This window comes from Micromonospora sp. NPDC048839 (genome assembly GCF_040649915.1).
Taxonomy (GTDB): domain Bacteria; phylum Actinomycetota; class Actinomycetes; order Mycobacteriales; family Micromonosporaceae; genus Micromonospora.
Window position 1 is genome coordinate 121,780 of record NZ_JBEZGL010000011.1, and the last position, 25,485, is coordinate 147,264.

At 70.4% G+C, this 25,485-nt stretch carries 21 protein-coding genes; 12 read left to right on the top strand and 9 right to left on the bottom strand.

The window, feature by feature from the left end; translation table 11 throughout:
- Positions 1–249: 249 nt before the first annotated feature.
- Complete coding sequence (locus AB0C25_RS21730; protein ID WP_357375769.1) at positions 250–759, bottom strand: hypothetical protein; 510 nt, start codon at positions 757–759, stop codon at positions 250–252.
- Between the two features lie 407 nt (positions 760–1,166).
- On the opposite strand from AB0C25_RS21730, the gene AB0C25_RS21735 reads away from it, so the two are divergent.
- Positions 1,167–2,102: an endonuclease/exonuclease/phosphatase family protein gene (locus AB0C25_RS21735; protein ID WP_357376008.1), complete on the top strand. Its 936-nt coding sequence runs from the start codon at positions 1,167–1,169 to the stop codon at positions 2,100–2,102.
- A 13-nt stretch (positions 2,103–2,115) separates the two neighbouring features.
- Here the strand turns inward: AB0C25_RS21735 and cimA are convergent, their stop codons facing one another.
- The gene (gene cimA / locus AB0C25_RS21740) at positions 2,116–3,699 is read right to left on the bottom strand and encodes a citramalate synthase (RefSeq protein ID WP_357250601.1); all 1,584 of its coding nucleotides are present in this window, start codon (positions 3,697–3,699) and stop codon (positions 2,116–2,118) included.
- 316 nt (positions 3,700–4,015) lie between these two features.
- On the opposite strand from cimA, the gene AB0C25_RS21745 reads away from it, so the two are divergent.
- The 4 genes from AB0C25_RS21745 (at position 4,016) to AB0C25_RS21760 (ending at position 6,133) form a co-directional block, all read left to right on the top strand.
- Complete coding sequence (locus tag AB0C25_RS21745; protein WP_357375772.1) at positions 4,016–4,189, top strand: hypothetical protein; 174 nt, start codon at positions 4,016–4,018, stop codon at positions 4,187–4,189.
- A 2-nt stretch (positions 4,190–4,191) separates the two neighbouring features.
- A complete protein-coding gene (locus tag AB0C25_RS21750) occupies positions 4,192–4,722 on the top strand; it encodes a carboxymuconolactone decarboxylase family protein (protein ID WP_357375774.1) in 531 nt (176 codons plus the stop codon).
- Positions 4,723–4,858: 136 nt separating this feature from the next.
- A complete protein-coding gene (locus AB0C25_RS21755) occupies positions 4,859–5,317 on the top strand; it encodes a PRC-barrel domain containing protein (RefSeq protein WP_357250609.1) in 459 nt (152 codons plus the stop codon).
- 24 nt (positions 5,318–5,341) lie between these two features.
- Positions 5,342–6,133, top strand: a complete 792-nt coding sequence (locus tag AB0C25_RS21760) for a tyrosine-protein phosphatase (protein WP_357375776.1) — start codon at positions 5,342–5,344, stop codon at positions 6,131–6,133.
- A gap of 78 nt (positions 6,134–6,211) precedes the next feature.
- Here AB0C25_RS21760 and AB0C25_RS21765 read toward each other — a convergent pair whose 3' ends face one another.
- Both AB0C25_RS21765 and AB0C25_RS21770 read right to left on the bottom strand, forming a co-directional pair.
- On the bottom strand, positions 6,212–7,309 hold the full coding sequence (locus tag AB0C25_RS21765; protein ID WP_357375778.1) for a branched-chain amino acid aminotransferase: 1,098 nt from the start codon (positions 7,307–7,309) through the stop codon (positions 6,212–6,214).
- Between the two features lie 162 nt (positions 7,310–7,471).
- The gene (locus AB0C25_RS21770; protein ID WP_357375780.1) at positions 7,472–8,503 is read right to left on the bottom strand and encodes a 3-isopropylmalate dehydrogenase; all 1,032 of its coding nucleotides are present in this window, start codon (positions 8,501–8,503) and stop codon (positions 7,472–7,474) included.
- 226 nt (positions 8,504–8,729) lie between these two features.
- Here AB0C25_RS21770 and AB0C25_RS21775 point away from each other — a divergent pair, with 226 nt between their 5' ends.
- Both AB0C25_RS21775 and AB0C25_RS21780 read left to right on the top strand, forming a co-directional pair.
- Complete coding sequence (locus tag AB0C25_RS21775; RefSeq protein WP_357375782.1) at positions 8,730–9,572, top strand: FAD:protein FMN transferase; 843 nt, start codon at positions 8,730–8,732, stop codon at positions 9,570–9,572.
- A 300-nt stretch (positions 9,573–9,872) separates the two neighbouring features.
- Complete coding sequence (locus AB0C25_RS21780; RefSeq protein WP_357375784.1) at positions 9,873–10,229, top strand: hypothetical protein; 357 nt, start codon at positions 9,873–9,875, stop codon at positions 10,227–10,229.
- Positions 10,230–10,305: 76 nt separating this feature from the next.
- On the opposite strand, the gene serA is transcribed toward AB0C25_RS21780, so the two are convergent.
- Positions 10,306–11,904: a phosphoglycerate dehydrogenase gene (serA, locus tag AB0C25_RS21785; protein WP_357375787.1), complete on the bottom strand. Its 1,599-nt coding sequence runs from the start codon at positions 11,902–11,904 to the stop codon at positions 10,306–10,308.
- Between the two features lie 277 nt (positions 11,905–12,181).
- On the opposite strand from serA, the gene AB0C25_RS21790 reads away from it, so the two are divergent.
- Positions 12,182–12,346 carry a hypothetical protein gene (locus AB0C25_RS21790; protein ID WP_357375789.1) on the top strand — a complete coding sequence of 55 codons (165 nt, stop codon included), beginning with the start codon at positions 12,182–12,184 and terminating at the stop codon, positions 12,344–12,346.
- 91 nt (positions 12,347–12,437) lie between these two features.
- Here the strand turns inward: AB0C25_RS21790 and ilvC are convergent, their stop codons facing one another.
- From ilvC to AB0C25_RS21810, 4 genes are all read right to left on the bottom strand, one after another.
- Positions 12,438–13,451, bottom strand: a complete 1,014-nt coding sequence (ilvC, locus tag AB0C25_RS21795; protein WP_357250632.1) for a ketol-acid reductoisomerase — start codon at positions 13,449–13,451, stop codon at positions 12,438–12,440.
- A 90-nt stretch (positions 13,452–13,541) separates the two neighbouring features.
- Positions 13,542–14,057, bottom strand: coding sequence for an acetolactate synthase small subunit (gene ilvN / locus AB0C25_RS21800; protein WP_124815780.1), 516 nt, complete (start codon positions 14,055–14,057; stop codon positions 13,542–13,544).
- An 81-nt stretch (positions 14,058–14,138) separates the two neighbouring features.
- Positions 14,139–16,031: an acetolactate synthase large subunit gene (locus AB0C25_RS21805; protein ID WP_357375792.1), complete on the bottom strand. Its 1,893-nt coding sequence runs from the start codon at positions 16,029–16,031 to the stop codon at positions 14,139–14,141.
- 187 nt (positions 16,032–16,218) lie between these two features.
- Positions 16,219–18,591, bottom strand: a complete 2,373-nt coding sequence (locus AB0C25_RS21810) for a bifunctional diguanylate cyclase/phosphodiesterase (RefSeq protein WP_357375794.1) — start codon at positions 18,589–18,591, stop codon at positions 16,219–16,221.
- Between the two features lie 111 nt (positions 18,592–18,702).
- On the opposite strand from AB0C25_RS21810, the gene ilvD reads away from it, so the two are divergent.
- The 4 genes from ilvD (at position 18,703) to AB0C25_RS21830 (ending at position 25,434) form a co-directional block, all read left to right on the top strand.
- Positions 18,703–20,550 carry a dihydroxy-acid dehydratase gene (ilvD, locus tag AB0C25_RS21815; protein WP_357375796.1) on the top strand — a complete coding sequence of 616 codons (1,848 nt, stop codon included), beginning with the start codon at positions 18,703–18,705 and terminating at the stop codon, positions 20,548–20,550.
- Positions 20,551–20,868: 318 nt separating this feature from the next.
- Complete coding sequence (locus AB0C25_RS21820; RefSeq protein ID WP_357375799.1) at positions 20,869–23,340, top strand: hypothetical protein; 2,472 nt, start codon at positions 20,869–20,871, stop codon at positions 23,338–23,340.
- A complete protein-coding gene (locus AB0C25_RS21825; RefSeq protein ID WP_357375801.1) occupies positions 23,337–24,392 on the top strand; it encodes an aminoglycoside phosphotransferase family protein in 1,056 nt (351 codons plus the stop codon). Before AB0C25_RS21820 ends, AB0C25_RS21825 begins: the two co-directional genes overlap by 4 nt.
- A gap of 205 nt (positions 24,393–24,597) precedes the next feature.
- Positions 24,598–25,434, top strand: a complete 837-nt coding sequence (locus tag AB0C25_RS21830) for a hypothetical protein (protein WP_357375803.1) — start codon at positions 24,598–24,600, stop codon at positions 25,432–25,434.
- Positions 25,435–25,485: the final 51 nt, after the last annotated feature.

Sequence of the window (25,485 nt, forward strand, 5' to 3'; positions counted from 1 at the left end):
GACGGACCGGACCGGGCGACGGACCGGACCGGGCGACGGACCGGACCGGGCGACGGACCGGACCGGGCGACGGACCGGACCGGGCGACGGACCGGACCGGGCGACGGACCGGGCCGGGCGGCGGACCGGGACGGGCGACGGACCGGGCCGGGATCGGCAACGGACCGGGCCGCCCATTGGCCGGGCGGTGCGCCGGTGATCAGCACTCGGCCCCCGCGCACGAAGCGCGGGGGCCGGGTGTCGACTCGATCAGGGTGTGTGGGTGTGCAGGGTGAAGCCCCGGTCGGCCGGCACTCCCGCCGCGTTGCGGGTCTGGATGAAGACCGCGTTGGGCGTGCCCAGCCGTGGGGCGACCGAGACCTCACCGGCCGGTGGGATGCAGCAGGAGTCGTGCCGGGAGATGGTGGCCAGGTAGGCGCCGGCCGACACGTTGTAGCCGAACTGCACCTCGTACTCGCCGGTGCCGTACTTGAGCACGGTGCCGGTGCCGCGCGCCTTGGTGCCGTTGGCGTTGACGACGGTGAACCAGTTGGCGGCCGCCATCGTGGTGACCCCGCCGGACTTCAGCGCGGCCTTCGCCGAGCGTGCGGACTCGGCGGTGACCGGCGGCTGACTGTTCGTGCCCCGGTCCATCGGCTTGGCGGCCGCCTGCGGCGCCTTCGCCGACGGCTGGGCGACGGCGATCCCCCCGCCGACCAGAGTGAGCGCCAGGACAGCGAACGTGACCGCTGCCGCCTTGCGTCGGAAGGATGTTTCCATGACAGGTCCCCCTTGTGTAACCGTGCGAATTCGGCCGACCCGCGGGGCGGGACGGATGACTGCCCATGAATAGGCGGACGACGACACTGGGGTGCGGGAAACCTAGCCCACTGGCAACCGGTGAGGTTGATTTCTGAACGATCTACATCCCGCCTGAGCTGCGATTACTACTCAGAGTTGCGTCGCTTGAGTCAGATGGAACGTAGCACCGCAAAAAGCTGGACGTCAATAGTTGATCTCACTTTATCGAGTTGTCAATCAGCCGTCAGATAATTGTGAAAGTGAACGTGGCGCGCCATTCACGAAATGGTTTCGGCACACCCATTATGATCAGCGTCATGATCGTCGACGGGCCACCCACGCCCACCCCCTCAGCGCGGTGGTACCGCGGCGCACGGCTCGGCACGGTGCTCTGCTGGCTGACGGTCGCGCCGACCGCCCTCTGGGCCGCCGTCCGACTGCTCGGCCTGGACCGGGGTCCCCTGGTGCAGGCGCTCGCCTTCACGCCGTACGTCGCGGGGTTCAGCGTGCTGCCACTTGCCCTCGCGCTCGCCCTGCGGCGCTGGTGGCCGGCGGCGGTCGCGGCCCTGACCGCGGTGGCGTTGCTCGGCGTCGTCGCACCCCGGGCGCTGGCCACCCCGCAACCCGCGGCGGCCGGGCCGACCGTGCGGCTGCTCACCGCCAACCTGCTCGCCGGCACCGGCGACGCGCGGACGCTTGTCGAGTTGGTCCGGCGGCACGGGGTGGACGTGCTCACCGTGCAGGAGTTCACACCGGAGGCGCAGGCCGCCCTGGACCAGGCCGGCCTCGACCGGCTGCTGCCACACCGGCAGCTCAACCCGGAGATCGGCACGCCCGGCTCCGGGCTCTACTCGCGGTGGCCGCTGACCGACGTCGGCCTGCGGCGCAACCTCAACGGGTGGGGCTTCACCCAGGCGTACGGGACGGTGGCCGTCCCCGGCGCACCCCCGGTACGGGTCGAGTCGGCCCACCCCTCGGCCCCGTACGCGCTGGACCAGGTCGGCAACTGGCGCGCCGACCTGACCGCCCAACCCCCGGCCACCCCGGACGGCGCCCTGCGGATCCTTGCCGGCGACTTCAACGCCACTCTCGACCACGGTCCGCTGCGCGCCCTGCTGCGCACCGGTTACGTGGACGCCGCCGACGCCGCCGGCGAGGGCCTGACCGGCACCTGGGGTCCGTACGACGGTGACCTCATCCCACCGGTCACCATCGACCACGTTCTCGTCGACCGCCGCATCGCGGTCCGGTCGGTGCGGGTGCTCACCCTCCCCGGCAGCGACCACCGCCCGGTCCTGGCCACGCTCACCCTCCCACAGTGATCCCGCCGCCGGGTCAGACCGAGGCGGGTGCCAGACCGTAGGTGAGGGCGTCGATCAGGGCGTGCCAGCTGGCCTCGACCACGTTGGGGTGTACGCCTACCGTGGTCCAGTCACGGCCGGTGCCGTCGGCGGTCTCCAGCAGCACCCGGGTCACCGCGCCGGTGCCGTGGCTGCCCTCCAGGATGCGCACCTTGTAGTCGGCCAGCTCGAAGCCGCGCAGCTGCGGGTAGTGCTTGGCCAGCCCGACCCGCAGCGCCTCGTCGAGCGCGTTGACCGGGCCGTTGCCCTCGGCGGTGGCGATCACCCGCTCACCGCGTACCCGGATCTTGACGGTCGCCTCGGAGACCACCGAACCGTCCTCACGGTGTTCGACGAGCACCCGGTACGACTCCAGAGTGAACGGTCGCGCCGGACCCCCTTCGGGCAGCTCGGAGCGGACCAGCAGCTCGAAGGAGGCGTCCGCGGCCTCGAAGGACCAGCCGCCGGCCTCCAACTCCTTGACCCGCTTGGTGACCCGGGTCAACGCCTCCGGACTGCCGGCCAGGTCCAGACCGAGCTCACGACTCTTCAGCTCGACACTGGCCCGGCCGGCCATCTCGGTGATCAGGATCCGCATGTCGTTGCCCACCACCGACGGGTCCACGTGGTTGTAGAGCAACGGGTCGACCTTGATCGCGCTCGCGTGCAGCCCCGCCTTGTGGGCGAAGGCGGCGGCCCCGGCGTACGCCTGGTGGGTGTCGGGGGCGATGTTGGCGATCTCGGCGATGGCGTGCGAGACCCGCACCATCTGCGCCAGGCAGCCCTCCGGTAGGACCGGCATGCCCAGCTTGAGTTGGAGGTTGGCGACGACCGCGAAGATGTCGGCGTTGCCGGGGCGTTCGCCGTACCCGTTGGCGGTGCCCTGGACGTGGCGGACACCCGCCTCCACGGCGGCGATCGTGTTCGCAACCGCGCAGGAGGTGTCGTTCTGGGCGTGCATGCCGAGCAGCCCGGCGTCGATCCCCAGCCGGTCGGTCAGGTCGCCGATCACGGCGGTCACCTGGGACGGCAGCATGCCGCCGTTGGTGTCGCAGAGCACCATCCGCTCGGCGCCGGCGGCCAACGCGGTCTGCACCACGGCCGCGCCGTACGCGGGGTCGTGCCGATAGCCGTCGAAGAAGTGCTCGCCGTCGACGAAGACCCTCCGGCCCTCGCGGACGAGGTGGCTGACGGTGTCGTGGATCATCGCCAGGTTCTCCGCGCCGGTGGTGCGCAGCGCCCGCTCGACGTGCCGGCTGTCGGCCTTGGCGACGAGCGCCACCGCCGGGGTCTGCGCGTCCAGCAGGGCCCGCACCTGGGGGTCGTCGGCGACCGCGACACCGGCCTTGCGGGTGGCGCCGAACGCGACAAGCACGGCGTGCCGCAGGTCCAACTCGGTACGCGCCCGACGGAAGAACTCGGTGTCCTTGGGCACGGCGCCCGGCCAGCCGCCCTCGATGAAGCCGACGCCGAACTCGTCGAGCAGCCGGGCCACCGCCAGCTTGTCGACCACCGAGTAGGTGAGCCCCTCGCGCTGGGCGCCGTCGCGCAAGGTCGTGTCGAAGACCTGGAACGTCATCAGGATCCTTTCTCGGAGCAACAAAAAGACCTCCCGCGGGTGCGGGAGGTCTGCGCGCTCGGCGGAGGGGAGAGCCGGCGCGCTAGGTCGCAATAATCAGGGCGGTGCTGGTCACGATGGCCACTCTGCCACCCCTCACCTGTTTTTGGGAGGACCAATCCACATAGCGAGACAATGACTGAGTGTTCGTTCACCCCGAACCGTCGCTCGTGATCGGCTTCACAAGCCATCAGGCCCCTCATCGGCAGAAACAGCCATGCGGAAGCATCTGCAACGGATCCGGTGACGGCCACCGTGCCGTCGGCAGGGAGGACCTGTGCTCACCGTCAGTGACCGCTCACCTGAGCACGGACCCACCACCTGCGTATCCCTGGGCGCCACCAACGCGTCCACGACGATCGACCACACGTCCCACGAGGGCACGTGGCGTCTGGTCTTCGTCGGGCCGATGGAGTTCACCTCCATCGGCCCGACGGAGATCGGGGTCTGACCGTGGGCCTGGACGCGATCAAGGCGGCCCTGCCGGAGTACGCCAAGGACATCGCGCTCAACCTGGGCTCCACCATCGGCACCCCGACGTTGACCCGGGGGCAGAGCTGGGGCACCGCGCTGGCCTGTGCGGTGACCGCCCGCAACCCGGTGGTGCTGCGGGAGATCGCGGCCGAGGCGCTCGGCCACCTCGGACCGGAGGGTGTCGAGGCGGCCAAGGGCGCCGCGGCGATCATGGCGATGAACAACGTCTACTACCGGGCCAAGCACCTGATCGGCGACGACCAGTACGCCTCGATGCCGGCCCGCCTGCGCATGCAGATCATCGCGAGGCCGGGGGTGGACAAGGGCGACTTCGAGCTCTGGTGCCTCGCCGTGTCGGCCATCGCCGGCTGCGCGGTGTGCCTGGAGTTGCACGAGAAGAAGCTGCGCGGCATCGGCTTCACCCGGGAGCAACTGCACGAGGCCCTGCGGATCTCCGCCGTGGTGCACGCCGCGGCGGTCACCCTGGACGCCGAGGCCGCACTGGCCTGAGCGGGTACGCCCCGACGCCACACCTCGCGGCCTCGGTCCGTCGCCGTGCCTCGGCCTGTCGCCGTTTCCGGCCCCCGACGGCCGGGTAGCTCCTGCCAAGACATGAGCTGATCGGTGACAGTCAGGAGTGAACGGCATGGACAGGATCGATCCGCACGCCACGCACGCCGGGCCGGACCCGCTGCACGGTGGCGACCAGGGCGTCGTGCCCGGTGGCGCGCCAGCCGGCACGTTCGACCCCTGGCGGTACCGGGACCAGGCCGGGGTGGCCGACGCCGACCTGGTCGGCTACAAGGTCGAGGCCAGCGACGGTGGCGTCGGCAAGATCGACAGTGCCAGCCACGAGGTGGGCGGCAGCTACCTGGTGGTGGACACCGGCCCCTGGATCTTCGGCAAGAAGGTGATGCTGCCGGCCGGCACCGTCAACCAGGTCGACCACGACCAGCGCACCGTCTCCGTCGACCGCACCCGGGACCAGATCAAGGCCGCCCCGGAGTACGACGAGAGCAGCCACAGCGACCCGAGCTACCGGGATCAGCTGGGCGGCTACTACGACGAGACGTACGGCGCCCTCCCGCCGGGCACGGCCCGCTGACTGTTCGACCCGACGGCCGGTGGGGTGTGGTGTGGTCCCACCGGCCGTTACCGTGTGAGCGTGGACGCCATCGACGAAAATCGTCAGACCTCGCTGCCCGCCACCTTCAACTTCCGCGACGTCGGTGGCCACCTCGGCCACGGCGACCGACCCGTACGCCGGGGCCGGCTCTTCCGTTCCGACTCGCTGCACCGCCTCACCGAGCAGGACGGGGACGCGTTCGCCGCGATCGGGATCCGCACCGTCATCGACCTGCGCCGCCCCAGCGAGGTGCAGCGGGACGGCCGGGTGCCGGAATACCAGGGGCTGACCTACCGCAACATCCACCCGGAGCACACCGACTGGTCGAGCACACCGCACCAGGAGGGCGCCAGCCTGGCCCGTTACCTCGCGGACCGGTACGCGGACCTGGCCCAGACCGGCACCGCCGGGCTGGCCGAGGCGGTCGGGCTGATCGCCGACTCCGCCAATGCCCCGGCGGTGGTGCACTGCGTCGCCGGCAAGGACCGCACCGGCATCGTCTGTGCGCTGACGCTAGCCGTGCTCGGCGTCGACGACGCGGACATCACGGCGGACTACGCGCTCAGCAGCGAGGCGTCAGCCCGGTTCAGTGCCTGGCTGGCGACCACCAGCCCGACCGGCGCGGCCGTGCCGGCGCCGTTTCTGGCCTCGCCCGCCGAGGCGATGCAGCTCTTCCTCGACGAGCTACGCGAGGGGTACGGCTCGGTCGAGGCGTACCTGCGGCACGCCGGGGTGACCGACGAGCAGCTCGCCGCCCTCCGCGACCACCTGCTCGACGAGCCGACCGAGGCGTAGCCCGCGCGGGCCGGGGCCGACCACGACCGTCGACTGCGCCGGCCCGTCCGATGGGACGGGCCGGCGCGGCCACGGAGGTCAGAGGACCCGCTGCACCCAGCCGTACTCGTCGGCCGCCTTGCCACGCTGGATGTTCACCAACTGCTCGCGGAGGCTCATGGTGACCCGGCCGGGCTCGCCGCCACCGACCAGGAACTCACCGTCGGGGAAGCGGACCCCGCCGATCGGGGTGACCACCGCGGCGGTGCCGCAGGCGAACACCTCCCGGAGGCGACCGCTGGCCGCGTCGGCCTGCCAGTCGGCGAAGCTGACCGGTCGCTCCTCGACCACGTGCCCGGCCGCGCCGGCCAGCGTGAGGATCGCGTCGCGGGTGATGCCCGGCAGGATCGTGCCGGTCAGCGGCGGGGTGACGATGGAGTTGTCGTCGTAGACGAAGAAGACGTTCATGCCGCCCAGCTCGTCCACGAACCGGCGCTCCACCGCGTCCAGGAAGACGACCTGGTCGCAGCCCGCCTCGATCGCCTCGGCCTGGGCGGCCAGCGACGTCGCGTAGTTGCCGCCGCACTTGGCCGCGCCGGTGCCGCCGGGCGCCGCCCGGGTGTAGTCCGGCGAGACCCAGACGGTGACCGGCTTGACCCCACCGGTGAAGTACGCGCCGACAGGTGAGGCGATCACCAGGTAGAGGTATTCGTTGGCCGGGCGGACACCGAGGAAGACCTCGCTGGCGAACATGAACGGCCGCAGGTAGAGGCTGCCGTCCTCGCCGGTCGGGATCCACTCCTGGTCGATCTCGATGAGCTTGTGCAGCGAGTCGACGAACACCTCGGGCGGCAACTCCGGCATCGCCATCCGCTGCGCCGACGCGACGAACCGGGCCGCGTTGGCGTCCGGCCGGAACATCGTCACGCCGCCGTCGGCCGTCCGGTACGCCTTCAATCCCTCGAAGATCTCCTGCGCGTAGTGCAGCACCGCGCTGGCCGGGTCCATCGGGATCGGGCCCCGCGCCTCCACCCGGGCGTCGTACCAGCCCTTGCCCTCGGCGTAGCGGACGGTGACCATGTGGTCGGTGAAGACGCGGCCGAACCCGGGGTTGGCCAGCAGGGCGGCCCGGTCGGCGGCGGATACCGGCGCGGGATTCGGACGGATCTCGAAGTCGAGCATGTCACCACCGCTCATCGGGCTGACCTCCCTGCGGGACAACGGCATGCGGGACCGCACACCGAATTGGCTGTGCCAGAAACTTACCCGAACGGCCGTTCAGCGGGTAGCGCCGCTCGGGCGAGACGGGCGGTCCGGCCGAGCCGAGGGCTGGGCCGGCCGCTGCTGGGACCGGGGCGGTCAGGCTACGGCGTGAGCCGCGAGCCGGTCCCCTACCTCTTCGGTCCGCAGCGTCGCGCCCGGAGTGCGGGCGGCCAGCTCGGCGGCGACCGCCGCGTTGACCCGGGCCGCGGACTCGGTGTGCCCGAGCTGCTCCAGCAGCAGCGCTGCGGAGAGCACGGCGGCGACCGGGTCGGCGATGCCCCGTCCGGCGATGTCCGGCGCCGAGCCGTGTACCGGCTCGAACATCGAGGGGTACGCCCCCTCGGGGTTGATGCAGCCGCTCGCCGCCAGCCCGATCCCACCGGTGACGGCGGCGGCGATGTCGGTGAGGATGTCACCGAAGAGGTTGTCGGTGACCACCACGTCGTAGCGCTGCGGCTGGGTGACCAGGAACATCGCGGCGGCGTCGACGTGCTGATATTCGGTGGCGATGTCCGGGTGCTCGGCGGCGACCAGGTCGAAGGTGCGCGACCAGAGCGACCCGGCGTGGGTGAGCACGTTGGTCTTGTGCACCAGGGTGACCTTGCGTCGTTCCCGGCGGGCGGCGCGGGCGAACGCGTCGCGGATCACCCGCTCCACGCCGTGCCGGGTGTTCAGGCTCTCCTCCGTGGCGACCTCGGCGGGAGTGTCCCGGTGCAGCGTTCCACCGGCCCCGGCGTAGAGGCCCTCGGTGCCCTCGCGGACCACCACGAGGTCGACCTCGCCCGGCTTGACGTTGCCGAGCGGGCTGGCGACCCCGGGCCAGAGCCGGGACGGGCGCAGGTTGACGTACTGGTCGAACGCGAACCGGAGCTTGAGCAGCAGTCCCCGCTCCAGGACACCGGGCGGGACCGTCGGGTCACCGACCGCGCCGAGCAGGATCGCGTCGTGCCCGGCAAGCTCGGTCAGCACCGAGTCGGGCAACACCTCTCCGGTACGGTGCCAGCGGGCCGCGCCGAGGTCGTACTCGGTGGCCTGCACGCCTGGCAGCACCGCGTCGAGGACCTTGCGGGCCTGCGCGACCACCTCGGGCCCGATGCCGTCTCCGGCCACCACCGCGATCCGCGCCACGACCGCACTCCTCTGCTCAACGGGTCCGTCTCGGCAACGGTACGTCGCTGTCCCGCCTCCCGGTACGCGGCGTCCAATATGTGAGAAATTGTGATGCACAGCAGCCTCTCAGCTGGGACTCATGAGGCGGTCATGTCCGCTGCCTACGGTGTGGGCAGTGGGTCACGGGGGCCTACTGACCGCCGGGTCGCGCCGACACGGCACCGAGTGCGAGGGGGCAGATGCGATGCGCATCGACGAGCAGCCGCGGACCCGGTGGCCGGACCCGTCGGCATTCCGCAGTCGTCGACCGGACCTTCGCCTCGGCAGCCGTCGACAGCGGATCGACCCGGCCGGCGCCACCGAGGGGCGGATCGCCGTGCAGCACACCGTCCGCACCGCGACCGCCGAATACACCCTCCTGCTCAACGCGCCCGAGTGGCTCGGCCGCCGGGGCGTGGGCGAGGCGCTGCGGGACAGCGTCGCGGAGTTGCGCGCCATCGACCTCACCTACGGCCCCAACCGGCCGGAGAGCCTGGTCTCCCGGCTGCGCCGGGGTGAGATCAGCCCGGATTCGTACGCCCCGCTCGCCGACCTGGTCGACCGCTGCGCGGCCATGCGCGCGGCCACCGACGGATGGTTCGACGCCTGGGCGGTGCCCGGCGGCTTCGACCCGGGCGGCCTGCTCGGTGGCTGGGCGGTGGAACGGGTCGCCGAGAGGCTTCGTGCCGCGGGAATCCACGACTACGCCGTACTGACCGGCGCCGACCTCGTCGTCCGCGGCCACGCGCCGCACGGTGGGCCGTGGCGGGTAGCGGTGCACCACCCCACCGCACCCGAGCGCGCACCGCTGGTGTTGGAGATGACCGCCGGCGCGGTCGGCACCTCCGGGGTGACCGGGCGACAGGGGCACGTGGTGGACCCGCACACCGGCGAGCCGGCTGACGAGCTCGTCGCCGCCACGGTCGTGGGTCCGGACCTGACGATCGCCGACGCCTACGCCACCGCGCTGTACGCGGCCGGTCCCACCGGCCTGGCGTGGTTCCGGGGCAACTCCCAGTATCGGGCGCTCTTCGCCCACCGACGCTGAATGTTGCGATCGGCCCCCACGCTCTCGGCAACGACCGTGGGGGCCGATCAGCGACGAGTGCGCGTGGCTCGCGCAATCGAGGGGTGCGGACCGGTCGCGCCGGATGCCGACCGCGCCACCCGAAGACGGGCCGGCGCCTCGAACTCGGCCAGTGACCGCAGTACGTACGCTAGCGAATCGACGCAACTCGACGCAAGAGTCTCTACACCGGACCGTCGGGACGGGAGACCCCGGATCCGATGGTTGACCGGCGGCGAGGCAGTTTCGACATGGTGAACGGCGGATGGCACGCTATCCGCCGTGAGTTTCGATCTGAGCGTGTGGGCCCTGGCGGACGGGGCGACGCCCGAGGACGTGCGGACAGCGGTCAACGGTTGCCGGCAGGGGCGACACGTGGACCGCTATCCGGATCCGCGGGTGGTCAGCTTCTACCGGGCGATCACCGCGTCCTATCCGGACCGTCACCCCGGCGCGAACAGCCCGTGGGCGGTGGCGCCACTGCACGCCGCCCACGACCATGTCGAGCTGAACCTGCACCCGACCTGCGCGGACCAGGTGCTGCTGGACATCGAGCGGCTGGCCGGCGAGCACGGGCTGATGCTCTTCGACCCGCAGGACGGCTCGGTCTACCCGCCCCCGGCGCGACTGCCCGGCTAACCTGACCGGCGGCACGGACTGGGAAATGACGAGGGGCCCGGCGAATCGCCAGGCCCCCCACGGTGCGTGCCGGTTACTACTCGTCGCGCAGATCGGCGGCGCTGGCCGCGGTCGCGCCGATCGACTCGGCGGCCGAGGTGAGCAGGTCGGCGCCGAGCGCCTGGTCGACCGTGAGCGTCATCAGCGTCTCGCCACCCGCCTCACGCCGGGCCACCTGCATGGCGGCGATGTTGATGCCCGACTCGCCGAGCAGGGTGCCGACCGTGCCGACGACACCGGGCCGGTCGGCGTAGCGCAGGAAGAGCAGGATGCCCTCCGCGCCGATCTCCACGTCGAAGCCGTCCACCTCGGTCAGCTTGAGCACGTCGCGAGCACCCGAGTGGGTGACCGTGCCGGAGACACTCACCGTCCGGCCGTCCGGCAGCGCGCCGCGTACGGTGACCAGGGTGGGCTGCTCGGCCGTCTCGGCCAGGGTCGCCAGGGTGACCTCGACGCCCCGCTCCGCGGCCAGGTGCGGCGCGTTGACGTAGGTGACCTGCTCCTCGACCACCGAGCTGAACAGGCCCTTCGTCGCGGCGAGCTTGAGCACCGACACGTCGTGCGCGACGATCTCGCCGCGGACCTCGACGGTGACGCTGGCCGCGATGCCGCCGGCGACAGCGGTGAACGCCCGGCCCAGCTTCTCGGCCAGCGGCAGCAGTGGCCGCACGTCCTCGGCGACCACGCCGCCGGCCTGCACGTTCACCGCGTCCGGCACGAACTCGCCCTGCAACGCGAGCTTGACGCTCTTCGCCACGGCGAGACCGGCCTTGTCCTGCGCCTCGTTGGTGGAGGCGCCCAGGTGCGGGGTGGCCACCACGTTGTCGAAGGCGAACAACGGCGAGGAGGTGCACGGCTCCTTGCTGTACACGTCGACGCCGGCGCCGGCGACCCGGCCCTCGGCGATGGCGTTGGCGAGCGCCTGCTCGTCGACGAGCCCACCACGGGCGGCGTTGACGATGCGAACGCCGGGCTTGACGATCGCCAGCTCCTTCTCACCGATCAGGCCGACCGTCTCCGGCGTCTTCGGCAGGTGGATGGAGATGAAGTCGCTCTCCCGCAGCAGCTCCTCCAGCCCGACCAGGCGGACGCCGAGCTGCGCCGCGCGGGCCGGCTGGATGTACGGGTCGTACGCGATCAGCCGGGTGCCGAACGCGGCGATGCGCTGCGCGAAGAGCACGCCGATGCGACCGAGCCCGACCACGCCGACGGTCTTGCCCTGCACCTCGACGCCCGTGTACTTCGACCGCTTCCACTCCCCCGCCTTGAGCGCGGCACTGGCGCTGGCGGTGTTCCGGGCGACGGCGAGCAACAGCGCGACGGCCTGCTCGGCGGCGGAGACGATGTTGGAGGTGGGCGCGTTCACGACCATCACGCCGCGCGCGGTGGCGGCCGCCACCTCGACGTTGTCCAGCCCGACGCCCGCCCGGGCGACCACCTTGAGTCGCGGTGCGGCGGCGACCGCCTCCGCGTCGATCTGGGTCGCGCTGCGCACGATGACGGCGTCGGCCTCGGAGAGCGCCGAGAGCAGGGCCGGACGGTCGGTGCCGTCGACGTGCCGGACGTCGAAGTCGTGGGCGAGCACCTCGATGGCGGCGGGGGCGAGTTCTTCGGCGATCAGTACGACAGGATTCATCGGTCCTCGTAGAGGTCGTGTTTGCGATCGGCGCGGGTGGCCGGGCGCAGCACTGCGCCCTGCGCTGATCCGTGCCGTGGCCGTCAGGTGCCGGCTGCTGCACCTACAGGCGATCGTAGGGGCCGGGCTGGTCGACGTGTTCCGGTCTTCGGGGTGAGTGCCCTCACACGCCCGGTCGAGCGACGGACATCGGCCGTTCACCGCACCGACACGGTTGCTCCGTTGCACGACGACCGGCGGCACAGCCCTCCGGAGGGCACCGCCCCTGGTGCTCGCCGTGCGCCGCACGCTGCTCCGACGGCTGACCCGCGTCGATCTCACGCGGTTCGGTCCGAAGCTGGCCGAGGCGTTGGTCACCCGGTCCCAACAGGTGAAAATCCTCCGCAGCGTCGTGTCCCGGCGGGACGGCCCCGCAGCGGCCGAGGCGCTCGAAAGCCGCTGACGTGGAGCGCGTTACGGCCAGCGGCCGGCGACCCGCGCCGGGGAGAGCGCGGGATCGCCGGCCGCTGGTGGACCGTTCCTGGTCGAACGGGTCAGGCGGTCTCGGTGATCGGGCGGTCGACCCAGCTCATCATGCCGCGCAGCTTCTTGCCGGTCTCCTCGATCGGGTGCGCCGCACCCTCGGCCTGCCACTTGGTGAAGTTGGGCCGGCCAGCCTCGTCCTCGGCGACCCACTCGCGGGCGAACTCGCCGGACTGGATCTCGCCCAGGATCTTGCGCATCTCGTCCTTGACCCGGGAGTCGATGATGCGCGAGCCACGGGAGAGGTCGCCGTACTCGGCGGTGTCGGAGATGCTGTAGCGCATCTTCGCGATGCCGCCCTCGTACATCAGGTCGACGATCAGCTTCAGCTCGTGCAGGCACTCGAAGTAGGCGACCTCCGGGGCGTAGCCCGCCTCGGTGAGCACCTCGAAACCGGTCTGCACCAGCGCCGAGGCACCGCCGCAGAGCACCGCCTGCTCGCCGAAGAGGTCGGTCTCGGTCTCCTCGGTGAAGGTGGTCTTGATCGCGCCGGCGCGGGTGCCGCCGATCCCCTTGGCGTACGCGAGGGCGAGGGCGAAAGCGTTGCCGCTGGCGTCCTGCTCGACGGCGACGAGACAGGGCACACCCTTGCCGTCGGCGTACTGGCGGCGGACCAGGTGGCCGGGGCCCTTCGGCGCGACCATCGCCACGTCCACGTCGGCCGGCGGCTTGATCAGGTCGTACCGGATGTTGAAGCCGTGGCCGAAGAAGATGGCCTTGCCCGCGGCGAGGTTCGGAGCGATCGACTCCGAGTAGATCGAACGCTGGGCGGTGTCCGGCGCGAGCACCATGATCACGTCGGCCTCGGCGGAGGCCTGCGCCGGCGTGAGGACCCGGAAGCCCTGCTCCTCGGCCTTGGGCCGGCTCTTCGAGCCCTCCGGCAGACCGATCACCACGTCGACGCCGGAGTCCCGCAGCGACAGCGCGTGGGCGTGGCCCTGGCTGCCGTAGCCGATGACCGCGACCTTCTTGGCCTGGATCAGGCCGAGGTCGGCATCGTCGTCGTAGAACACCTCAACGCTCATGAGAACTTCCCTTTCGTACGACGGCCGGGGCGGCCCGTCGTGGCTGTGCGGATGGGTTCGGGACGGCCCGGCCGGGCCGACCGGTGGCGGTCAGGCGGCCCGGAGCGCGGGCCCGGCGGTGATCGAACGCGAGCCGCGCCCGATCGCCACCAGCCCGGACTGGACCATCTCCTTGATCCCGAAGGATTCAAGATCGCGGAGTAGCGCGTCGAGCTTGTCCGGGGTGCCGGTGGCCTCGATGGTCAGCGTGTCCGGGGCGACGTCGACCACCCGGGCGCGGAACAGGTTGACGGTCTCCAGCACCTGGGACCGGGCGGACCGGTCGGCGCGGACCTTCACCAGCAGCAACTCCCGGGCGACCGAGACCTGCGGATCCAGCTCAACGATCTTGAGCACGTTGACCAGCTTGTTGAGCTGCTTGGTGACCTGCTCCAACGGAGACGACTCGGCGTTGACCACGATGGTGATCCGGGAGACGTCCGGGTTCTCCGTCTCACCGACGGCGAGACTGTCGATGTTGAACCCGCGCCGGGAGAACAGGCCGGAGACCCGGGCGAGCACACCGGGCTTGTTCTCCACGAGCACGGACAGGGTGTGCATGGTCATGCCACGACCTCGCTTCGCTCGGTCGCGCCCCGACCATGCGCAAGGCTGAGCCTGCTGATTCGTTCGCTGTGCTCACTCATGTCAGATGTCATCCTCGTCGAAGACCGGGCGGACGCCGCGGGCGAACATGATCTCGTCGTTGCTGGTGCCGGCCGCGACCATCGGCCACACCATCGCGTCCTTGCCGACCACGAAGTCGATCACGACCGGAGCGTCGTTGATCTCCATGGCCGCGGCGATGGTCTTGTCCACGTCGTCGGCGGTCTCGCAACGCAACCCGATGCAGCCCAGCGCCTCGGCGAGCTTGACGAAATCCGGGATGCGGTGCTTGTGGGTGCCGAGGTCGGTGTTGGAGTAACGCTCGTTGTAGAACAATGTCTGCCACTGCCGGACCATGCCGAGATTGCCGTTGTTGATCACGGCGATCTTGACCGGGATGCCCTCCAACGCGCAGGTGGCCAACTCCTGGTTGGTCATCTGGAAGCAGCCGTCACCGTCCACCGCCCAGACCACCGTGTCCGGCTTGCCGACCTTCGCGCCCATCGCCGCCGGCACCGCGTAACCCATCGTGCCGAGGCCACCGGAATTCAACCAGGTGTACGGCTTCTCGTAGGAGATGAACTGGGACGCCCACATCTGGTGCTGGCCCACCCCGGCCACGAAGATCGCGTCCGGGCCGACGATCTCACCCAGTCGCTTGATCACGTACTGCGGGGAGAGCGTGCCGTCGGACGGCTCGTCGTAGCCCAGCGGGTAGCGGTTTCGCAGGTCGTCCAGCTGAGTCCACCAGTCGCCCAGGTCGGTGCTGCGACCCGCCGACCGCTCGACGGTCACCGCGGCGATCAGCTCGTCGATGACGTGCTTGGCATCTCCGACGATCGGCACGTCCACGTGCCGGTTCTTGCCGATCTCCGCCGGGTCGATGTCCGCGTGCACCACAGTCGCGTCCGGGGCGAACGAGTCGAGCTTGCCGGTGACCCGGTCGTCGAACCGCGCGCCGAGCGCGACGATCAGATCCGCCTTCTGCAGGCCGTAGACCGCGGCGACGGTGCCGTGCATGCCCGGCATGCCCAGGTGCTGCTGATGGGAGTCGGGGAACGCGCCGAGCGCCATCAGCGTGGTGACCACCGGGATGCCGGTCAGCTCGGCCAGTCGGCGCAGCCCGTCCGTGGCGCCGGCCTTGAGGACACCGCCGCCGACGTAGAGCACCGGCCGGCGGGCGGCGGCCATCAGCCGCGCCGCCTCCCGGATCTGCTTGCCGTGCGGGTGCAGGGTCGGCCGGTAGCCGGGCAGGTCCAGGGTGGGCGGCCAGGCGAAGGTGGTCTGCGCCTGGAGCACGTCCTTGGGGATGTCGACGAGCACCGGGCCGGGCCGGCCGCTGCTGGCCAGGTGGAAAGCCTCGGCCAGCACCTGGGGGATCTCCTCGGCGTTCTGCACGAGGAAGTTGTGCTTGGTGATCGGCAGGGTGATGCCCTGGATGTCCGCCTCCTGGAAGGCGTCGGTGCCGATCGACGGGCGGGCCACCTGCCCGGTGATCGCCACCATCGCCACCGAATCCATGTACGCGTCCGCGATCGGGGTGACCAGGTTCGTCGCACCCGGGCCGGAGGTGGCGATGCACACGCCGACCTTGCCGGTGGCCTGCGCGTACCCGGTCGCCGCGTGCCCCGCGCCCTGCTCGTGGCGCACCAGGATGTGCCGGACGCTGGAGTCGTAGAGCGGGTCGTACGCCGGCAGGATCGCGCCGCCCGGGATGCCGAAGACGACGTCGACCTCGAGCGCCTCGAGGGACCGCACGAGCGAACCGGCCCCGGTGACCTGGGCCGGCGCGGAGGGCCGTACCGCCGGAACGGCCGGGATGGCCGGGGGCGCCGCGGAACGCGCGGCGGCCGGGTCGACGTCGACGGTCGGGTCGACGGCCGCACGGGCCCGGCGGGCGGAGTGGGCGAGGGTCTCGGGCGTGGGTCTCGTCATGACGGTTCTGGCCTTCGGCTGGAGTGGCTGGTGGCTAGTCAAGCGATGCGACGCGGGCGGGACCCGCCTCGCCAGGTTCCGATGGCAATAAAAACGGCCCTCGTGCAGATGCACGGGGCCAGCGCACTCTCAAAGGGGAGAGTGCGCTCAGGTAAGTACTCGCAGCGACCGGTACGACGACATGCGGCTAAGCCTGACGCATCTCACGCGATGAGTCAACTGCTCCCACATGTTGGTCAACGGATGTCGGCGAGTCGCCCAGCGACTCGCCATCGGCAGCCGGGTTGACCTGCGGGTAACCGCCCGGAACCCGGCGTGGCGGGGGCACCGGCGTGGGCCGTGCACCCGGTGAGGTGGCCGCCTCCAGCATCGCCTCCAGGTGCTCGGCCGGCACCCCCCAGCCGAAGAGCGCGCCCTGGCCGAAGCGGCAGCCGGCGGCCACCACCGCGGCCAGCTCGGTAGGCGTGGTCACCCCCTCGGCGATCACCTCCAGGCCCAACTGGTGGCCCAGTCGCATGACGATGTCGACCATCGGGGCGAACGCCGGGCCGTCCCGACCGACCGGGCGGACCGGCTCGTGCTCGGCCACCAGGCTGTGGTCGATCTTCAAAATGTCGATCGGCAGCCGGCGCAACTGCCCCAGCGACGAGTAGCCGGCCCCGAAGTCGTCGAGCGCGATCCGGACACCTGTCAACCGCAGGGCGGTCAACCGCCGGATCAGCTCGTCCAGGTCGGTGGCGACCGCGTGCTCGGTGACCTCCAGCACCAACCGCTGCGGCGGCACGTGGTGGGCGCGCAGCGCCTCGGCGACCTGGACCACGTACTCCGGGGCGTGCAGCTCACGCGGAGAGACGTTCACCGACACCCAGACGTCGTGGCCGTCCGCCAGCCAACGGGACAGTTGGTAGCAGGCCTGGTGCAGCACCCACGCACCCAGCGGGGCGATCATGCCGCACTCCTCGGCGAGCGGGATGAACTCGTCCGGGCCGACGTTGCCCAGCTCGGGGTGGTGCCACCGCAACAGCGCCTCGGCGCCGACCGGCCGCACCGACGGCAGCGACGCCACCGGCTGGAAGGCCAACCGCAGCTCGTCGCGATCGATGGCGCCGCGCAGCTCGTGCTCCACCGTCGTCCGCCGGCGCAGCAGCTTGTCGTACGTGGCGTCGTAGCGTTCGATCCGGTTCTTGCCGCGCTGCTTGGCGTAGCGCAGTGCCAGGTCGGCGTGGCGCAACAGCAGGTCCACGTCCGGCTCGCCGACCCACCCGGCCACCCCGATGCTCACCGAGAGGAAGACCGGCCCCTCCGGCTCGTCGTACGGCCGGTTGACCACCCCGAGCAACCGCTCGGCGACACGGTCCGCCTCGGCCGGGCGGCCCTGCATGAGGACGGCGAACTCGTCGCCACCCAACCGGGCGGCCACGTCGCCGGGGCGCAGGTTGCTCCGCAACCGCCGCCCGACCTCGGCCAGCACGGCGTCACCCACGTCGTGGCCGCGCATGTCGTTGACGTTCTTGAAGCCGTCCAGGTCGAGACCGAGCAGCACGCACGGAGTGCGCGCCGCGGCGCTGTCGTGAAGTGCGCGCAGCAGCCCGCGCCGGTTGGCCAACGACGTCAGCGGGTCGGTGTGCGCCAGCTCGCGGAAGTGGGCCTCCCGCTCGGCCAGGCGGCTCGCGTACCCCCGGACGTCCCGCAGGGTGAGGTATTGCCGCGCCACCAGGGCGAAGCCCTCCACGCTGCCGGCCACGATGCCCGCCGCGGTGAAGCGGCCGTTCTGGGCGAGGTGATACATCGCCGAGGCGGCCATCGCGACCATCGGGGCGATCGCGTACTCGCCGTCGCGACCGATCAGATCCACCTCGACCTGCCCCGGCCGGTCGGCCCGGTGCACGGCGAGCGCGACGGTCAGCAGCCCGGCGGCGAGCACCGCCGCGCCGGTCAACGCCATGGTCGGCCCGGTCTGGCAGAGCCCGGCGCTGAGACCCATCCCGCCGCAGCTGACCGCACTGATGCCGACGCCCAGCGCGGCGAGCCGTCGACGTGGGGCGGCAGCCCGGAAGATGACGATCACGGCGAGCCCGGCACCGAGCGCGGCACTCACCGTGACCACCAGGATCGCCGAGCAGGCGGTCGGGGTGGCGGCGCCGAGCAACCGGGTGGGCTCGGAGAAGAGCACCCAGCCGACGAACCACAGCGCCGCCGCCATCACCAGCCCGTCCAGGGCGAGCCGGGCCGTGCCCGCCGCGGTGGCGGCCACCCCCGGCAGTCGGAGCAGCCCGGCGGCGAAGGCCAGCCCACTCACCGCCGTGCCGATCGCCACCACCGTCGCCCAGCCCGTGCGCTGCCCCTGCTCGTGGGTCCAGTGGTGGTTGGCGTTGAGCGCGGCGACCACCCCGGCCAGCAGGCTGAGCAGGGCGACCCCGGCGGCCGCCGCGAGCAGCACGTGTGCCGGTCGATGCGGCCCGGTGCGCCGCCGGGCGACCAGGGTCAGCAGCACGGCGGCCGCAGCGGCGACGAGCCCGCTGAGCCCCGCGACAGCGACCATGCCCGGGGGGAGTTGCACGCCTTAAAGAGTGCCGGATCGACGCACGCCGTGGGGGCCTGGGTGTGCAACTGTTGGGACACGGCGCATACGCGGGAGGGTCGGCGCGGCGACGGTGGCATGCTGGTACGTATGCCTGAGCTGCGGTCGAGGACCTCCACACACGGTCGGACGATGGCCGGCGCCCGGGCCCTCTGGCGGGCCACCGGGATGACCGACGACGATTTCGGCAAGCCGATCGTCGCCATCGCCAACAGTTTCACCCAGTTCGTGCCTGGTCACGTCCATCTCAAGGACATGGGTGGCCTGGTCGCCGACGCGATCGCCGAGGCCGGCGGGGTGGGCCGGGAGTTCAACACCATCGCGGTCGACGACGGCATCGCGATGGGTCACGGCGGCATGCTCTACTCGCTGCCCAGCCGTGAGTTGATCGCCGACGCGGTGGAGTACATGGTCAACGCGCACTGCGCGGACGCCCTGGTCTGCATCTCCAACTGCGACAAGATCACCCCCGGGATGCTGCTGGCCGCGCTGCGGCTCAACATCCCGACCGTCTTCGTCTCCGGTGGCCCGATGGAGGCCGGCAAGACGATGGCGATCGAGGGGGTCGTGCACAGCAAGATCGACCTGATCGACGCGATGATCGCCTCCTCGAACGATTCGGTCACCGACGAGCAACTCGGCGAGATCGAACGCTCCGCCTGCCCGACCTGCGGCTCGTGCTCCGGCATGTTCACCGCCAACTCGATGAACTGCCTCACCGAGGCGATCGGGTTGGCGCTGCCCGGCAACGGCTCGACGCTGGCCACCCACGCCGCGCGCCGGTCCCTCTTCGTCGAGGCCGGCCGCACCGTCGTGGAGATCTCCAAGCGGTGGTACGACGGCGACGACGACTCGGTGCTGCCCCGCACGGTCGCCTCCAAGGCCGCCTTCGAGAACGCGGTCGCCCTGGACGTGGCGATGGGCGGCTCCACCAACACGGTGCTGCACCTGCTCGCCGCGGCCCGCGAGGCCGAACTCGACTTCGGCGTCACCGACATCGACGCCATCTCCCGGCGGGTGCCCTGCCTGGCGAAGGTCGCGCCCAACTCGCCGAATTACCACATGGAGGACGTGCACCGGGCCGGTGGCATCCCCGCGCTCCTCGGCGAGTTGGACCGTGCCGGGCAGCTCAACCGGGACGTGCACGCCGTGCACTCCCCCTCGCTGGCCCAGTGGCTGACCGACTGGGACGTCCGCGGCGGCTCCCCGACCCCGACGGCGGTCGAGCTGTTCCACGCGGCGCCCGGTGGTGTGCGTACCGTCGAGCCGTTCTCCACCACCAACAGGTGGTCGTCGCTGGACACCGACGCGGCCGGTGGCTGCATCCGGGACCGCGAGCACGCCTACTCCGCCGACGGCGGCCTGGCCATCCTGCACGGCAACCTGGCACCGGAGGGCTGCGTGGTGAAGACCGCCGGCGTGCCGGACGACTGCCTGACCTTCCGTGGCCCGGCGAAGGTCTACGAGTCGCAGGACGACGCGGTGACCGCGATCCTCGCCAAGGAGATCGTCGCGGGCGACGTCGTGGTGATCCGGTACGAAGGCCCCCGGGGCGGGCCGGGCATGCAGGAGATGCTCTACCCCACCTCGTTCCTGAAGGGCCGTGGGCTGGGCCGGTCCTGCGCACTGCTCACCGACGGCCGCTTCTCCGGCGGCACCTCCGGGCTCTCCATCGGCCACGCCTCCCCCGAGGCGGCCTCCGGCGGGCTGATCGCCCTGGTCCACGAGGGCGACGAGATCGTCATCGACATCCCGGCCCGGTCCATCGAGCTGAACGTGCCGGCCGACGAGTTGGAGGCGCGACGGGTGGCCGAGGAGAAGCGCGACAAGCCGTACACCCCGGCCGATCGGCAGCGGCCGGTGTCGGCGGCGCTGCGCGCGTACGCCTCGATGGCCACCTCGGCCAGCGACGGTGCCTACCGCCGCGTCCCGGAGTAGGGACGCCGCGCGGCCGCGTCTGGCGTGATCGACACGAGCTCAGCGATATCGGGGTGTCCCCTGTAGGCGGACACCCCGATATCCGCAATCTCGTGTCGAGGCGGCCGGACCCGTCGCTTTCCACCTTCAGACCACCCGGGTGCCTGACACGCTCCGGCTAGGTGAGGCGACATCAGTGCATCCAGCTGTGCCCCTTGCCTGCTGAGCAGGGAAGGGGCACAGCTGTCGCTGACGGTAGCCGAAATGGGACTGCTCGTATTGCCTTCTATCGCTACAGTCACGAGCGTCATCGGTTCGTGTGCGGTAGAAGGAGGATTGGTGACCCTCAAGCCGAGGTTTCGTCGGGTTGCCGCTCTTCGCCGCACATTCGTAAACCGTGAGTCGATTCTGGCCGACTACGCCGACGAGCTGGCGGCTGCCGGAGCTGGCGTACGGATCCTCAACCTGGTCGGGGTTGGTGGCATCGGAAAGTCCCGCCTGCTCCGGGAACTTCGGGACCGGACACCGGCAAAAACCCACCGGACCGCTGTTCTGGATCTGCAAGTGCCGGCCCTGCGTCAGCAGGAAGATGCCCTGGCCGTGCTTCGTGTCGAGTTGGGCCGACAAGGCGTCAAGTTCGACCGGTTCGACATCGGCTACGCGGTCTTCTGGCAGCGACTCCACCCGCACTTGCGACTGAACCCGGCGGAACTGCCCTTCATCGACGAGAGCGAGGCGCTGACACAGATCCTCGACACGGCGTCGGGGATTCCCGTGTTTGGCACCGGCGTCAGCCTTCTCCGTCTAGCAGAGAAGGCTGCGTCCGGTGCGCGTCGGCGGCGACGGATCAGAATCGACGAGACATTGCGCTCGCTGGATGAGTTGTCCAGCGTCGACCTCGCCGACGCGGTCACCTACCTGTTCGCCGAGGACCTTCGGGAGGCCAGCGAGGATCACCCCTACGCGATCTTCATTGACGCGTACGAAGCGATCAGCCGCGCCGCACCGCAAGCAGGTCGCTCCGCGACCGCCGATGCCTGGCTGCGTGACCTGGTCGCTCAACTCGACCGAGGACTGGTGGTCGTGGCCAGCCGGGAGCCGCTCAGTTGGCATGTGTACGACTCGACCTGGGCATCAGTGACGCGCGTGCGTCACGTGGGCGGCCTACCGATGAAGGCCCGGATCGACCTGCTGACGGAGTGTGGAGTCACCGAGACGACGGACCAGCTCGCAATCGCGCACGCCAGCGCCGGCCTGCCGTTCTACCTGCATCTGGCGATCGACACGCAGACCGCGGTCGGGCGGACCCTCGCGGTCTCGCCCGAAGAGATCGTGCAGCGTTTCCTCCAACACGTTGAGAGCAGCGAGGTGCGCACCCTTGAACTCCTGAGCGTTCCACGGATCTTCGACTTTGAGATCTTCCGGGCGCTCACCCGGGCCTTCGACCTACCGCAGCACCGGCCGGCCTGGGAGTCCCTCACCGCCTACTCGTTCGTCTACCCGTCTGGCGCGCACGGCCGCAGACTGCACCAGCTGATGCGAGCAGCCCTCGGCACGCACGTCTCCGCGGCCACCACCCGCGACGTGCACGCGCTCCTGCGCGACATCTGGGACGTTCGCTCGGAGCAGGCCCAACGCACGGAGGATGGCGTTGCGACGCGGGCCCGCGCCATTCGGGAGGGCGCATACTCGGCGCTGCATTCCGGTCTCGTTTCCGGTGCAGGACTGCTCGCCTACGCGGACAAAGCGCTGAACTGCGGGGGTAAGCAGGCCTTCGACGGTGTACGACAGGATCTGGCGGAGGTGGTCGACGCTCGGTCCGACGAGGATCTGACTGCGGCGTTGCGTTGCATGGACGCCGAGGCCGCCATCGTGCTGGGAGACGCAGCATCGGCCACGGCGATCACTCCCGAGGTGGACTGGCCGGTCGACGAGGTGGTTCAGGCCCGGTTGGCTATCGCTGCCGCCCACGGCCGGCGGATTGCGGGGGCAACGGAGGCCGCTCGCCTCATTTACGCCCGGGTCTGGCAGGAGCACAGCGGACCCGTCCGGCACCGGGCCGGGATCTGCCTCGCCGATATCGAGATGTGGCAGGGCCGGTGCCGGGACGCGTTCGCCATGGCCAACCAGATCCTCGCCGAGAACACCGCCGACGACCCGTTGCTGCACGGTGACGTCAGCCGGTTACTCCACCTCGGCTACCGCTTCGCGCTCGACTTCGACTCCTCCTGGCGCGAGTGGCACCGCGCCTGGGCGCTCTATGAGGAGGCGGACACGGTGGTCGGGTTGGCCAACCTGCGGACCAACCAGGTGGAATTGCTGGCCTGGACCGATCCTGCCGAGGCAGTGCGCGTAGCTGGCGAGGCAATCGAGCAGCAACGCAACATGGGTGCGCAACACGAGCTCGGCAAGGTGCTCACCGGGCTGGCGATAGCGCAGACCCGACTCGGTCATTACGAGGCCGCAGGTCTCTCCTTCGGCGCAGCCGCCGCCGCACTGGACGCTGCCGGCTACCGGTCGGGTCGCGCCCGCGCCGAGCTGTTCCGAGCATTCCTCTACGCGCGACTCAGCGACCTGGACTCCACATTGGCCGCGGCCCGGTGGGCCGTTGCTGAACTCATCGAGGCCGAGGTCTATCCGACGCTCATCGTGCTGGCTGATCAGCTCCTCGCCGCCAGCGGCCTGCGCGACGAGTGGATCACCACGGCGGCCACCGCCGCTCGTGAGCGGATCGACGCCCTGGACTCGCTGTCGGCGTTAGAAGGCCGTAGCCGCCGGATCGTGACAGCACTCCTGGAGGAACGACCATGACATGGTCCGACATTTACGAGCGAGCACGCACTCGTCTCGATGCCGCAGCCGGTTACTACAACCACAACGTCCGCGTCGACCTCAGCACGGAGTCAGTCATCGTACGGATCCCGATCGAGGGCGCCGACGTCATGGATCTGCGACTGTGGCGGGAGCAGGAGCTCTTACCCGCAATAGCTCCCTACGTGGCCCGGGCGCCTCGGTTGGTCTTCCTCTCCACCGCACCTCCGTTCCAGATTCACGAGTTCATCGAGGGCGTGGTGCTCAACGACATCGCACCCCGTGGCGTGCCGTGCCCGCGACACGTGCTGACTGACGTGGCCGAGCTGTTCCTACAACTTGTTGACGTACCCCGTGATGTCCTGCCCCCAATACCGGATGAGTGGCCGGCAGACGCCGACAGCGCAGCGTTCGCCCGACGGCTGACCTCGCTCACCCAATGGGTCTACGACACCTTCGCCGAGCAGTACCGTCCGTTGTTCGCCCGCTTCGAAATACCCGACCAGCCCTTGGCCTGCCTGACGGAGATCTGGCCAACGCTGACCGCACGCCCTTCGGTCTGCGTGCACGCCGACGTTCATCGGAAGAACATCATCGTCAACGAGGGCGGCAGCGTTTTTCTCGACTGGGAGCTGGCGCTCTGGGGCGATCCCGTCTACGACATGGCCGTACACCTGCACAAGATGGACTATGGGGACGACGAGCGGGACGAGTTGCTCCTTCGCTGGTCGGCCAGGATGCCTCCGCAGCACGTGGCGGGCTGGCAGCCCGACCTCCGTGCCTACCTGAGCCATGAGCAGATCAAGTCGGCGGTCGTTGACACCGTGCGGTACTCGCAACTGTTCGTCGCGAACGGCCCCTGGCCCTACGCGAAGGCGACGATGCTGGAATCCATGGCGGCCAAGCTCAACGCGGCACGCCCGTACTGGGGAATCTCCACTCGCATCACCGTCGACGAGGTGGAGAGTGCTCTGAACGACTGGGTCCACGATGCCGACACCCGACTGGGTTCCGGCGTTTCCCGCAACCGGCATCAGTATCGGACCGGGTGACGGGCTGGCCATGGCCCGAGACATCAGTCGGCACCGTCCCAGTGCGGCGGCCACCGACGGTCCAGCCGGCGACGGCGCCGATGAGTGCCCGGGTAGAGCGGACGGGCCGGCGGAAAGGCGGTACCTCCGGATCGACCGCATAGGTTAGCGTGGCGTCGGTCTATCTGGGATGACCCAGATTCCTACGGGGGGAAGCAGCGTGCACGTGGCATTGTGGAAGAAGACCGCCGGGGTGGCGGTCGCGGCGCTCACGGCGCTGGCTGGCGTCGCCTGCGGCCCGCAGGGCGGGTCGACCGAGGCGCCGGACAAGCAGACCAGCGTCCTGGAGCTGCTTGCCAGTGATCTCAAGGGGTCGCTGCAGAAGGCTGTCGACACCACCACCAAGACCGACTCGGTGACCGTGAAGATGACGGGCACCATGAGCGGTCAGCAGGTCTCGATGCAGGGTGTGCTGGACCTGGGTGGCGCACCCAAGGCCGAGATGACGATGACCGTCCCGGAGGGCAAGACGGTCACCGTCCGGATGATCGGTGCGGTGTTCTTCGTCGAGATTCCCGCGGAGGACCGCGCGAACACCGGCGGCAAGCGCTGGATGAAGATGGATCTGTCCGCGGTGGCCGGCAACAAGGCGGGCGCGGACTTCGGCAAGCAGTTCGAAGAGATGGACCCGATCAAGCAGGTCAAGACGCTGCTCGGCATCGAGGGCACGAAGGTGGTGGGGCAGGAGACGGTGAACGGGGCGGCGACCGTCCACTACACCGTCACCACGCCGGTGGCTACGTACCTCGAGCAGATCGACTCCAAGCGGCGGGCAAGCACCGAGGAGACGCTCGCCGCGCAGGGCGTCAAGGAGATCAAGCTCGACCTGTGGGTCGACGAGCAGTACCGGCCGCGTCGGGCGAGCCTGGGCATGGGCAAGATGGGCGACATGGTCATCGACTACACCGACTACGGCAAGGCGGTGACCATCGAGGCGCCGCCGGCGGCGGAGACCGCGGACCTGGCCGAGATGCTGAAGGGCATGACCACCACTACCACCTGACCAGCACCGGATTGCTGCCCGGTCGGCGAGGAGACTCACCGGCCGGGCAGC

Excerpts from the sequence above, each read along its gene's own strand:
- AB0C25_RS21730 (WP_357375769.1), bottom strand. The coding sequence starts at position 759 with ATGGAAACATCCTTCCGACGCAAGGCGGCAGCGGTCACGTTCGCTGTC.
- cimA (WP_357250601.1), bottom strand. The coding sequence starts at position 3,699 with ATGACGTTCCAGGTCTTCGACACGACCTTGCGCGACGGCGCCCAGCGC.
- AB0C25_RS21755 (WP_357250609.1), top strand. The coding sequence starts at position 4,859 with ATGGACAGGATCGATCCGCACGCCACGCACGCCGGGCCGGACCCGCTG.
- AB0C25_RS21765 (WP_357375778.1), bottom strand. The coding sequence starts at position 7,309 with ATGAGCGGTGGTGACATGCTCGACTTCGAGATCCGTCCGAATCCCGCG.
- AB0C25_RS21775 (WP_357375782.1), top strand. The coding sequence starts at position 8,730 with ATGCGCATCGACGAGCAGCCGCGGACCCGGTGGCCGGACCCGTCGGCA.
- serA (WP_357375787.1), bottom strand. The coding sequence starts at position 11,904 with ATGAATCCTGTCGTACTGATCGCCGAAGAACTCGCCCCCGCCGCCATC.
- ilvC (WP_357250632.1), bottom strand. The coding sequence starts at position 13,451 with ATGAGCGTTGAGGTGTTCTACGACGACGATGCCGACCTCGGCCTGATC.
- ilvN (WP_124815780.1), bottom strand. The coding sequence starts at position 14,057 with ATGACCATGCACACCCTGTCCGTGCTCGTGGAGAACAAGCCCGGTGTG.
- AB0C25_RS21805 (WP_357375792.1), bottom strand. The coding sequence starts at position 16,031 with ATGACGAGACCCACGCCCGAGACCCTCGCCCACTCCGCCCGCCGGGCC.
- ilvD (WP_357375796.1), top strand. The coding sequence starts at position 18,703 with ATGCCTGAGCTGCGGTCGAGGACCTCCACACACGGTCGGACGATGGCC.
- AB0C25_RS21825 (WP_357375801.1), top strand. The coding sequence starts at position 23,337 with ATGACATGGTCCGACATTTACGAGCGAGCACGCACTCGTCTCGATGCC.